This window comes from Pseudoalteromonas sp. S16_S37 (assembly GCF_014694405.1).
Lineage (GTDB): Bacteria > Pseudomonadota > Gammaproteobacteria > Enterobacterales > Alteromonadaceae > Pseudoalteromonas.
The window spans coordinates 153,186-165,156 of record NZ_JAAUWV010000001.1; the positions used below are offsets into that span (position 1 = coordinate 153,186).

Consider the following 11,971-nt stretch of genomic DNA (forward strand, 5'->3'; position numbering starts at 1 on the left):
TTGTCTAATATTTGTCATACAACGTGAATAATTCTCATTTTTATATCTGTAAAACTCTGTTTATATGGTTCACTTTGTTTTAAGTTGTTGTTTTTGTGGCTTTTGTTTTTTTGTTTGCGCTATTTGAGTTGTGCATTTTCTTGCTTGTGTTTTTTTAGTTGTTATTAATCAATTAGTTATAGTTTTTCTGTGAAGGTTGGCGAACAAGCAGTGTGTTTGTCGATTAACAAACAATAAAGTCTGCTTCGGCTCGTTTGTTTTTATATGTTTGATTTTATTTGTTTTATTTTGGTTTTTATTTCTTTCTGTTTTTTGTGTTAGCTGCTTTATTCGGTGAGTGTAAGCCATGTAATTTGATTGTAATTGTCCTTTTTCTGGGAAAATAAATATTTTCATAGATAACCGCATAAAAACTAATGAAATTATTTTTTGTATAAAAAATTTCATATTTTTTGTCTTCATTTTACAGACAAAAAGTGTTTTGATATGTAACAAATGTTAAACATTTGTCGTTCCTTAGCGGTATTTGATTACGACTAATTTGAGTGTTTTGCAAGCGCAAGTTAGATGGTTTTGTAATCAAAGTTGGAATTTTTGACTTCACTAATTTTTATAAAAAGGACGAGTGATATGGTCACCAAGAAGTCGCCTACAAAAGCAAAAGCTAAAGCTAAACCAAGTACGGATAGCAAACCTACACCGTATGAGGATGAACCAATCGCCATTGTAGGCATGGCGAGCCAATTTCCTGATGCTGACAATCTTTACGATTTCTGGAGCAACATTTGCCAGAAAAAGGACTCGATGACCAGTGTCGATGAAAAAGACAACATGACGTATTGGGATAAGGATGCATATTATGATCCGGACCCAAGCAAAGCTGATAAAACTTATATGTTCAAGGCTGGTTTCATTAAACCAATTGCCTTCGACCCAATCGAATTTAAGATCCCACCCGTATTGATCGAGTCGATCAGTACCGCGCAGTTGTTTGCATTGCATGTCGCTAAAAAAGCGATTGAAGATGCAAATTTACTCAAAGAAAACAGCTCACTAGATCGCTCTAAAGTAGGGGTTATTTTAGGTGGTGCAGGTAACGGAAACACGGCGTTTTCACTCCTTGCTCGCAACCAAACTCCTATGGTTCGCAGTGCGATGGTTAGCCAAGGTATTCCAAGCAGTGTAGTTGATAGTGTTGTTGAAAAGCTCAACGAATGCTACATCGGCTGGAATGAAGATAGCTTCCCTGGGTTTTTAGGTAACGTGGCATGTGGTCGTATTGCTAGTTACTTTGACTTTGGCGGTACATCTAACATGGTTGACGCCGCCTGTGGTAGTAGCCATGCCGCTATTAAATCAGCGGTAAATGAGCTGAGAATGGGGAGCTGTGATGCAGTATTAACCGGTGGTGTTAACTTAGAAAACTCTATTTTCTCATTCTTATGTTTCTCTAAAACACCTGCGCTTTCTAAGGCGGGGATCTGTCGTCCGTTCGATGAGCAAGCGGATGGTATGTTGTTAGGAGATGGTGTTGGCTTAGTGGTACTTAAACGCTTAAGCGATGCCGTAGCTAATGGCGATAGAATTTACTCAGTCATCAAATCGGTTGAAGCGTCAAGTGACGGTAAAGCAAAGAGTGTTTTTGCACCGCGTGACCAAGGTCAGGTTTTTGCGCTAGAGCGTAGCTACGGCAGAACGTCAGTTTCTCCTGAAGATATTGAGCTGATCGAAGCGCATGGTACCGGCACGGCGTCAGGTGATGAAACTGAGCTGCGTAGCTTAGGCATGGTATTTGGTAACTATGATTTGGCACCACAGTCGATAGCTGTGGGTAGTATTAAGTCGCAAATCGGTCATGCTCGATGCGCCGCAGGTGCCGCTTCTTTGATTAAAGTGTCGCAAGCGCTGCATCATAAAGTGCTACCGCCAACAATCAACGTAACAAAGCCAAATAAGTTCTTTGCTGATGAGAAAAATCCTTTCTACATCAGTGCTGAAGCAAGACCTTGGGTGAAAAAAGATGGTAAAAAACCACGTTGTGCAGCAACCAGTGGTTTTGGTTTTGGTGGTACTAACTACCACATCATTTTGGAAGAGTTTCAAGATGAGCATACAGATGCTTACCGTCAATCAATTTTGCCAGAAGTGGTCGTTTTAAGTGCATCAACACCGGCACAATTACAGCAAGTTGCTGAGCAAGCGCTAGCTGATTGGCGTTCAGAAGAAGGTGCTGCCAAATTCCGTGAACATCTTGAGCAGCAAAAAATTGCTGTAGCGCAAGGGGATGCTCGTATCACTATGGTAACCAGCGATGCGTCACATGCAGCAGGTTTACTTGAAAAAGTACTCCCTTTGGTGGCAAATCAACCAGAGCAAGCATTTGAGCACCCATTAGGCGCTTTCTATCGTCCTACGGGGTTGGTTGAAAATAAAAACCAAGTTGCGGCATTGTTCCCAGGTCAAGGTTCACAGTATCTCAATATGGCGCGCGATATGGCCATTGAATACCCTGAATTTAGAGACTCTTTAAGAATTGCTGATTTAGAGATCCGTAAAAAGCTTGGTGAGAAACTATCGACCGCTATCTATCCAGTGCCTGTCTTTACTGAAGAGCGAGAGGAAGAGCTACATAACAAGTTACGTCGTACTGAGTTTACTCAACCTGCGCTAGGTGCCGTATCTGCCGCGTATTACAAAACGTTATGCAACATGGGTATGGAAGTAACGCGTTTCGCAGGCCACAGCTATGGTGAGCTAACAGCACTTTGGGCCGCAGGTGCCATGTCTGAAAGCCAACTTTATCTGGCGTCTGTTGAGCGTGCTTTGTCGATGACCAGCGCACTGAAAGGCAAAGATGAAAAAGGCGTAATGTACGCAGTAGAAGCAGACGGTGAAACCGTGCAGAGCGTGTTAGCTGAGTATAAAAACCTAGTAATTGCAAACTTCAACTCGCCAAAGCAAACGGTGTTTGCCGGCGCACAAGATGAAGCACAGCAAGCAGCACAAAAATTAATTGCAAAACAACTTAGATGTCAGCAGTTAAATGTCGATGCAGCGTTCCACTCACCTTACATTGCGCAGGCGCAAGGCGCGTTTTCTGAGGTGTTAAAGTTCATCCCATTCAAAGCACCTAATCACCCTGTGTATGCCAATACAACGGCTAAACCGTATAGCGATAAATCAGCACAAATGCGCGAGACACTCTCTTCGCAGTTAACCAGCTCAGTGCGTTTCGTTGAATTGGTTGAGCAAATGTATGCTGATGGAGTAAGAGTATTTGTTGAGGTTGGTCCAAAAGGCGTTCTTAGTAACCTCGTGAAAAATATTTTAGGTGATAAACCTTTTGCGGTTGTGCCTGTTAACCCATCTTCTTCAGCGCCAACGGTTGCACAGTTCTACAAAGCAGTTGCTCAAATGGTGTCATTGGGTATTGAACTTAAGCATATTGATAAATATCGCTTAAGACAGCCGCTTCCTGCTAAGCAGTCTGCTATGACGATTTTGCTGGACGGTGGTAACTACGCAACACCTAAGCGCAGAGCCGTGATGGAGAAGTTACGCGACACTGACGACAGCTTACTTAGAGAATATGTTGACGAACAAGTGCAACAGCTGGTTGCTGTAGAGCAAGCGAAGCTGGCGCAAACTATTGCACAAAAAGATCAAGAGCTAAAACAGTTGCAATTGGCTAACCAAGATTTAGAGCAACAGTTAGAGCAAAAATTACAAGAAGTTAAGTGGGCGGCTAACCAAGCTACACACTTTAATCAGGCATCTTCAAATTTAAACCAACATCAGATCACAAGGGAATTGACCATGTCTCAAAACGACACAAACGCACAGTTCAGCGCCGTTGCTGGACAATTACAAGCTCAACAGCAACTAAGCGATGTTCATAGCCAATTTCAGGCTAACCAACAGCAGTATTTAAACATGCTGACGTCGGTTATCAATCATCAGCAAAATGCATTGAGTGAGTTCAGAAATCACGACAGCTTTAATCAAGTACTAGGTCATATCGATCACACATTATCTGTACTTGAAAAGAACCAGACTCTTTATCATGTAAACCATGAGCAATATTTCCGCAGCCAGCAAGCGCTTTTGGGCAAAGTTGAGCTAAGTGCAGCGGCTTCTGTGTCTGACATTGCCAGTGTAAACACAGCGCCTGCGGCTCCAGTTGTTCAAGCTGCACCTGCACCTGCACCGGTAGCATCTGCACCTGTTACACCAGCCCCAGTAGCCCCAGTAGCAGCGGTTGCTTCAGCGCCAGTTGCGCCAGCAGCCCCTGTTGCTCCAGCGCCAGTAGTTGAAACACCTGCGCCAGTTGCAGCTGCACCAGTTGCTCAAGTAGAAGAAGCGCCTAGTTCATCAATGGACCTAGAGCAAAAATCATACTTTGAGTCGTTGGATATCGATAAGATCTGTGGCTTGTTAGTTGAAATCGTAAGTGATAAGACGGGTTATCCGACTGATATGATTGACCCTGATATGGACCTAGAGTCGGATCTTGGTATTGACTCAATCAAACGTATCGAAATTTTCGCAGCATTGTTTGAACGCCTATGGGGTAAAGACTCAGACGATGGCATGGATGAAGATAACTTAGATGGTGACGTTAACTTTGACGCTCTGAACACCATTCGCCGCATCGCTGAATTTGCTCACAATTCAATTCAAGAAGTATTAAACGCAATTGATGGTGGCGCAATTGGTGCAGCACCAGAAGCTAAACCAGCTGTAAAACAAGAAGCTAAAGAAGAAGTTTACGTTGCTGATGCTGACGTGAAAAAGAAAACTCAACAAATCGGATTCTTTGTGTCAACTGACACTCAGGAGGGTGCCGTAAAAAAGTCCCAGCTGCAGAGTAAATCTGCAGCGTCCCCCAGTTCAGTAGGCCGTTATGTTGCTAAAGTAGCAGCGCTTGCAGAGCCTGACCGTATTGAAGTTTTGCCACAGCAAAATCACCAATGGTTAGTGCTAGCAAACACCAAGAAAAGTGTGACGCTGTTCGAAGATACTTTCAAACAACATCAGCAGCACATGGTTAGTGTATTGGTTGGCAGCAAAAAGACCAGTACGACAGGCGACTTTTACTTAACGCAGTGTACAGAAGATGCGGTGAAAGCTTTGGTTGATGAGGTTGAGTCTAAGACCAAGCGTAAAATTGCGGGTGTGTTGTATGTAGCAGATCCAGTTAAGCAAGAATCACTGGACTCGTTGTACGACCAAGCGCAAGTGTTCAGCTTAAAAGCACTCTTTATGTTGGCTAAAGTACTACAACCTAAGTTGCAAGCTGAGTCTGCTAAAGTACCAGCTTACTTCTTCACGGTTGGTCTAAATGATGGTCAGTTTGGTACGAGTGAACAAGCTAAGAGTGGCACCTTAAATAGTGCATTAAGTGGCTTAACCAAGTCGTTAAATTACGAATGGTCTAGCGTTTACTGCCGCCACCTTGATATGCAGGCAAGCTTAAGCAAAAAAGCCATGAATGAGGCATTTGCAAAAGAACTTGCTGACTCTGACCGTACCCTCAGTCATGTTGGTATTAGCAAAGAACAACGCGCTGTGCTGGTACTTGAGCGTGATGAAGTGACGCAACAAACAGCCACACCAGTGCTAAATGAGCAGTCGGTGTTATTGGTCAGCGGCGGTGCCAAAGGGATCACAGCAGGATGTGTGATTGAGTTGGCGAAACGTTATCGATGTGGCTTTGCATTACTTGGACGTAGCGAACTTAAAGCACTGCCGCAGTGGGCGCAAGGTGCTAACGATGATGCGCAGCTGAAAAAGCAAGCGATTGCACACTTAAAAGCACAGTCTGAGCCTATGACGCCGGCAAAAGTAGATGCGTTAATTCGCTCTACCAAAGGTACGCAAGAAATCCAAGAGACCTTGGATGCATTGGCCAAGATAGGTGCCCCAGCACGTTATTACGCTGCCGATGTGCAAAGCAAAGAAGCTTTAGCACAAGTTATTGAAAGTGCAGAAAAAGAACTGGGCACAATTACTGGCGTAATGCATGGTGCGGGTAACCTTGCTGATAAGAAGATTGAACGTAAAACGTTGGAAGATTTTGCCTTAGTGTTCGATACCAAAATATTGGGATTGCAGAACATTTTGTCATTGCTTGATAAGAGCAAATTAGAAACGGTATTACTGTTCTCTTCAGTATCAGGGTTCTTTGGTAATGCAGGTCAAACAGACTACTCAATGTCTAACGAAGTACTTTCACGTGCTGCCGACATGATCAAACGCCAATATCCGAGCTGCCTTGTACGCTCTATTAACTGGGGTCCGTGGGATGGTGGCATGGTTAATGATGTGCTGAAAAAAGCTTATGAAAGCCGCAACTTAGTGCTAATTGACAAGCCAACAGGTTTTGCTGCATGTGTGAGCGAATTGGATGCACCACAGCAAAGTGCAACCCAAGTGATCATTGGTGGTCGTGCATACCATGCAGATAAAAAGCCAGTGTTAGTGCAATACAGCGAGCCGCAAAAAGTGACGCGCACTTTACTTGCATCGGCAACGCTAGGTCTGGCGGATCATCAGGTGGGCGGCAATATTGTATTCCCTGCGATGTTCTCTTTGCATTGGATGATAGAGCAGAGCCTTAACTTCTACCCTGGTTTCTCTTTGAGTGAAATCAATGACTTTGCTGTGCTAAAAGGCATCGTGTTTGATGGCAAACAAAGTGACAACTACGAGTGTGTTATCAAAGCTGATAAGCAACAAGCTAGCAAGCTGAACTTAAGCTTAGAAGTAACAGGGCTTAAAGACGGTAAAGCAGTTAAACATTATCAAGCCAGTATTGCTTTGGTTGCTAAGGCTGAGGCCAGCAAAGAACAGCTCGATGCTGCAAAATTGCAAGGCGAAAAGGTTCTGCCATTCCCTGTTTATCATAACGGTGAACGTGGTTACATATTCAGCGGACCTTCACTACAAGGTATTGATTCAGTTTTACAAAATGACGAACAAGGGATGTTGGTATGTTGTCAGCTAACAAGCCAGCAAGTGGGTCTCGGTCAGTTTAATGACGTCAGACAGTTCAATGGCTTTATTGCAGACATCTTTGTCCAAGTCCCTTATCTGTGGCTTCGTCATAACAAACAAACTGTGGGCCTACCGCTTGGCATACAGCATATAGAAAAGCATCGCGATATTAATTTTGACGAGCGCTTCTATGTTGCGGTTGATGTGGTGTCTTGTAATAAGCAAACGTTGCTATCTGATATTTCGGTATATAACGAGCGTCGCGAGTTAGCGTATCGACTTTCAGGGGTCAAGTACACACAGTTGGCGTCGATTTCTGCTTCAGAAAACGCGTTGTTAAAAGGTGTGAGTGAACATGAAAGATAAAATAGCGATTGTCGGTTTGGGGTGTATTTTCCCCGAAGCCGACAACCCAGAGCAACTCTGGAAGGTCTTTGAACAGGGAACCGATGTAACGAGTGAGATTTGTGAGCAAGAGCTCGGGGTATCTCCCGCTCTTTACAAGCACCCAGAAAAAGGCACGATTGATAAGATTGGCTACAGCAAAAATGGCTATGTCAGAAAATCCGACATCGAGTTGAACGGCTTTCGTGTTGCACAGCAAACATTGCAGCAGTTTGATAAGGTGTTCCAATGGACTTTGCACGCAGCAGCTGCAGCATTAAAAGATGCAGGTTGTAGCGATGTTGAAGCGCTGTTGTCTCGTACGGGTTTAGTACTTGGTAACATCAACATGCCAACGCATGCGGCCAAGCAATTAGTTAGTCAGATGTATCATGAGATTTTGACCCCGCATATTCAAACGCTGATAGGTCGTGAAGACTTTGCGTTTAGTAAATATTGGCAAGGTCATGACTGGTCATTTGATAACCTATTGATTGGTAGTCACAACGCCGTGGTAACGGCGCAAGCGTTGGGCTTGCAGGGGCCAACGTATACCATTGATGGTGCATGTTCTTCGGGGATTTATTCTATTAGCCTTGCTTGTAAACACTTACAAGCGGGTGAAGCGGATATCATGCTTGCTGGTGCTACGTGTCAAGCCGACCACATCTATATCAACCATGGTTTTAACGTCCTTAAGGCGTTTCCTGATAAAGGCGAAGAGTCTTTACCTTTTGATAAGCGCTCAGGTGGTTTGAAAGCGGGTGAAGGTGTCGGTGTTTTAGCACTAAAACGCTATAGCGATGCAAAAGCCAGTGGTGACAAAATTTATGGTGTGATTGACGCCATCGGTCTGTCTAACGACGCAGGTGCAAAACACATGTTAGTACCTGATAGTAAAGGCCAACAACTCGCCTTGTCGCGCGCTTATGAACAAGCGAGCCGTTACCCTGACTATGTTGAGTGCCATGCCACAGGAACGCCTGTGGGTGACAAGGTAGAACTTAATTCTATCGCCAGCTTCTTCGGTGCCGATCGTTTACCAAAAATTGGTGCTAATAAGCAAAACTTTGGTCATGCACTAACTGCTTCTAGTATGGTGAGTATTTTCAAAGTGTTGCTCTCTATGCAGCACGACAAAGTACCCGCTACACAAAAAGTCGAAGACTTTGTGGGCAGTGAGTCAGGTATTTTAACAATCAATTCAGTTGTTCGTTCAGCCATAAAATGGCCTGCTCAAGGCAAAGGCAAAGTGGCAGGGGTTAACGCCTTTGGTTTTGGTGGTGTGAACGGTCACTTAGTGATTTGCTCTGAAGATGCCATTAAAGCGGTCACAGAGGCTGAGCCCGAAAAATCACCAAGCAGCTTGGCGATTGTCGGTCTTAGTGCTTGCTTACCTCAGGTCAAAGAACTGGTTGAACTTGATGCGTTGATTGAGCAAGGTGCAGATAACTTCAGCGAGTTGCCGTTAAAGCGTTGGTCGGGTATTGAACAATGTCAGTCATTGTTAGAAAAGTACAATCTAAATGAAATTCCGACAGGCGCATTTTTAGATAACTTTATCTTTGACTGTCAGCGTTACAAAATCCCACCTAATGTGGCCGGCTTACACTTGCTATCTCACTTATCGCTGATGCCGCTTGCAGAAGCTGCATTTTTAGATGCGGGCTATGAGCGCGATGGTCAAGTACGCAACATCGCGGTGATAGTGGCAGGTGATGATGATGTTAACAGCTTACGTTATCAAGCCAGAACCGAGATGGCTTGGCAACTAAGAGACAGCCTAGCCAAAGCAAACATTGAACTGACGGAAGAAGAGTTAAAACGCTTAGAGACGATTACAAAAGATGCGCTATTCCCTGAGCCTACAGTAGAAGGCGTTACGGGTGGTATCGGTAATATTGTATCTAGCCGTATCTCAGCACTTTTAAAACTCAATGGCCCTGCGTTTACTTTGCAATCGCATGAAAACTCAATTGCCAAAGCCATAGATGTCGCACGCCTGCTGCTTGACGCCGGACAGGTTGATGCTGTAATTGTTGGTGGTGGCAGTTTTGGTGGTAGTGCAGAGGGCGTTATGTTCGCCAATCAGCGCTCTCCTATAAATAGTGCTGAACCTGGTAAGCCATTACTAGAAAGTAAAGGTTGGAAATTAGGTGAAGGTGGTGGTGTTGTGGTACTTAAGCCAAGCACTGCAGTTAGCGAGAAAGACCGCGTTTATGCGACGATTGAAGCGCTTAGTTTTGTGCAATCGGTTGATAATGGTACGACGTTCGTTCCAGATGCAACATGCATCGCGCAAGCCGCGAATAAGGCTTTGGAAAAAGCCGGTGTGGATGTTGAGCAAATTGGGCTGTTAGAAGTTCATGCAAGTGGCATTGATGCTGAAGATGAAGCCGAAAAGCAAGGATTGTTATCGGTTTATGGTGACGTGAGAAAACCTGTCACGGTATCTAACATCAAACAGCACGTTGGTCATCTGCATGGTGCATCTTATATCACTAGCTTGATTGGAACTGCGCTTAACTTGTATCGCAGACGTTTGCCTGCTGTACCACAGCTGTCGCAACAACAGTCTATATCAGAGCAGCAACAAGGTTTGGTGCTACGTCATGAGCAACAGCACAGCGATGACTTATGTTATGCCGCCATCAGTGGTATGGGCTTAGATAGAACATACAGCCATATGGTTTTGAAAGCGGCTGATAAGTATGAAGAAAAAGGCCTTACTAGCCTATTTGCTAACTTATCTGATGAAAAGCCAAAAGGACTGTTCAAGACAATCTGGGTTGCTGGAGAAAATACCATTGCCGAAACGCTGGTAAATAACAGCACGATGGCCCAGTTTGCGCCATGTCGTGAACGCTTTGCGCCGCTTGAGATAAACGTCACTGAAGCGCCGAAAAACGATGTGCAAAGCAGTGTTGTTACAGAAACTGTGAGTGAGCCTGCAACTGCGGTTGCGCAAAATGATGTTCAAGAGATTCCTCAAGAGATTCCTCAAGAGATTCCTCAGGAGGTTCCTCAAGAGGTTCCTCAAGTGCATAACGTTGCGGGTTCTACTTCATTACCTAGCACGGCGCAGCACAAGGTGTTGTCTCAACTTGCCCAAAATGCCAAAACACACGGTGCGTTTTTACAAGCAATGCGTGCAAGCTATGCGGCAACAGCCACATTGTTGGCCTCTGAACTAGATGAGCAGCAGCTACAAAGTAGTGCCGTGCAGCAGCCAGTAGAGCCAGTAGACAAAACAGCTGCCGTAAGCAGTGCAGACCGCGCTAAAGCAGTATTACTTGACCCGCGCTACGGACGTTTAGCACCAGAAGTGAAAAACATCCCGGTATCGCCTCGCTCAGCTGGTGCGATGTTTAATGAACAGCAACTGCACGAGATCACCGATGGCTTAATTGCCAATGTCTTGGGACCTGATTATGCAGCCGCGGATCAATACCCTGTACGTACGCGTATGCCGTCATGGCCATACATGTTTGTATCGCGCATTTTGTCATGTACAGCAGAGCGTGGTCAGTTAAAACCGTGTGAAGTGCATTGGGAATACGACATCTCGCCTGATGACTGGTATGTCGTAAAAGGGCAGGTGCCATCGTTTGTATCTTTGGAATCGTCTCACGCAATGATAGTGGCATTCACACTCATTGGTTGCGACGAAATGTTCCAAGGTCAGCATTCTTATCGTGCCGTGAACAGTGAAACTACCGTTTACGGAGAGTTCCCCAAACCGCGTGAAATACTGCGTGGTGTGGTACGGATCACCTCATTTAAGAAGATGGGTAACAACGTACTGATTGATTATGAGTACGACTGTTTTGCCAAAGCGCCAAATGGTACTGAGCGTCATTGCTTTACGCTCGTTGCGGCATCAGGTTTCTTCTATCGTGAAGACCTGCTCAAGCAAAGTGGTAAGAGCATGAACAACAAAGGCGTGTTTTTTACTGCTAAGCCACAGCAAAACCCAATTGATGTTAGCAAACTGAGTCAACTGCAAAGCTTTGATAGCACGCAAATTGCGGCGTTAAATTCGGGCTTACTGTCGCAGTGTTTTGGTGAGGAATATGCAGATAACAATGCCGTTGCACTGTACGGACCTTGTCATCGCATGCTCGATAGGGTGTCTCAGTTTGAGCCTCGTGGTGGTGCATGGCAGCTAGGACAAATGCTCGGTGAAGTGGATATTTCCACTAACCATTGGGTGTTTAACGCGCACTTTAAAAATGACCCCTGTGTGCCAGGTACTTTTACGGTTGAAGGGTGTCAGCAGTTGTTCTCTTTCTATATGTACTACTTGAAGTTACCTCAATTACCAGGGGTTAAGTTAGTGACTAAGTCTGGACATACCTCATCGGCTAAATTCCGTGGTGAAGTGAAGTACCAAGACGAAACCCTGTTCTATCGTATGACCATCAAAGACATCAGCGTAAGTGAGTTGGCGGCAAATCAAGCACGCTTAGAGATCACAGCGGTCATTGAGGTGCTTTACGAAGACCGTGTGATTGGCTTATGTGACGACATGTATGCGTGTTACGAGGGCGACTTGCAGTCGATATTAACAATGAGAGCGCAAACGGTATGA

2 protein-coding genes are annotated in these 11,971 nt (G+C 44.8%); both read left to right on the top strand.

Annotated elements, in window-relative coordinates; genetic code table 11:
• Positions 1–630: 630 nt before the first annotated feature.
• Positions 631–7,362 carry a type I polyketide synthase gene (locus HC733_RS00625; RefSeq protein ID WP_190363129.1) on the top strand — a complete coding sequence of 2,244 codons (6,732 nt, stop codon included), beginning with the start codon at positions 631–633 and terminating at the stop codon, positions 7,360–7,362.
• Positions 7,352–11,971 carry a hotdog fold thioesterase gene (locus HC733_RS00630; protein ID WP_190363130.1) on the top strand — a complete coding sequence of 1,540 codons (4,620 nt, stop codon included), beginning with the start codon at positions 7,352–7,354 and terminating at the stop codon, positions 11,969–11,971. The genes HC733_RS00625 and HC733_RS00630 overlap by 11 nt, the downstream gene beginning before the upstream one ends.